The sequence below is a fragment of the Pseudoalteromonas sp. A3 genome, from assembly GCF_025942345.1.
Taxonomy (GTDB): Bacteria; Pseudomonadota; Gammaproteobacteria; order Enterobacterales; family Alteromonadaceae; genus Pseudoalteromonas; species Pseudoalteromonas atlantica.
Map to the genome: position 1 here is coordinate 34066 of NZ_JAPCKL010000006.1, position 973 is coordinate 35038.

The following is a 973-nucleotide window of genomic DNA, read 5'->3' on the forward strand; positions in this document are numbered from 1 at the left end:
TCAATGGGTGGGCTACTCGCAAGATAGCCGCTTACCAAGCGAATTTGATTTAAGCGAGCTGTTAGTTGCAGGTACTAATCGCATTGCGGTTATGGTTATTCGCTGGAGCGATGGCAGTTACCTAGAAGATCAAGACATGTGGTGGCTAAGCGGTATATTCCGCGATGTTAATTTACTTACTAAACCGCAACACCAAATACGTGATGTATTTATAACCCCAGATTTAGACGCCTGCTACCGCGATGCAGCGCTACATATAAAAACCGCAATAGATGCGCCAAATAACTACCAAGTAGCAGTACAGGTTTTTGATGGTGAACAAGCACTGTGTGAGCCACACATACAAAGCACTAACAATAAACGCGTTGATGAAAAAGGCGGTTGGAGCGATGTCGTATTTCAAACAATTGATATACAAAACCCTAAAAAGTGGACCGCTGAAACCCCGACCTTATACCGCTGTGTTGTAAGCCTGTTAGATGAGCAAGGCAATACAGTAGATGTAGAAGCCTATAACATTGGCTTTAGAAAAGTAGAAATGCTCAACGGGCAGCTTTGCTTAAACGGCAAACCGCTACTTATTCGCGGTGTTAATCGCCACGAGCATCACCCAGAAAACGGCCACACGGTGAGTACTGCCGACATGATTGAAGATATTAAGCTGATGAAGCAAAATAACTTTAATGCTGTACGTACCGCTCACTACCCTAACCACCCTCGTTTTTACGAGCTGTGTGACGAGCTAGGTTTATACGTAGTAGACGAAGCCAATATAGAAACTCACGGCATGTTTCCTATGGGTAGGCTTGCCAGCGATCCGCAGTGGGCTGGCGCATTTATGTCGCGCTATACGCAAATGGTTGAGCGCGATAAAAACCACCCCTCTATTATTATTTGGTCACTGGGTAACGAATGCGGGCACGGTGCCAACCACGATGCGATGTACGGCTGGTCTAAAAGCTTTGACCCATCG

The 973-nt window shown here is 45.8% G+C and carries 1 protein-coding gene; it reads left to right on the forward strand.

Features of this window, described 5'->3' with window-relative positions:
• Nucleotides 1-973: glycoside hydrolase family 2 TIM barrel-domain containing protein (locus OIZ54_RS12130; RefSeq protein WP_319641002.1), on the forward strand; the 973-nt coding region annotated here is incomplete at both ends.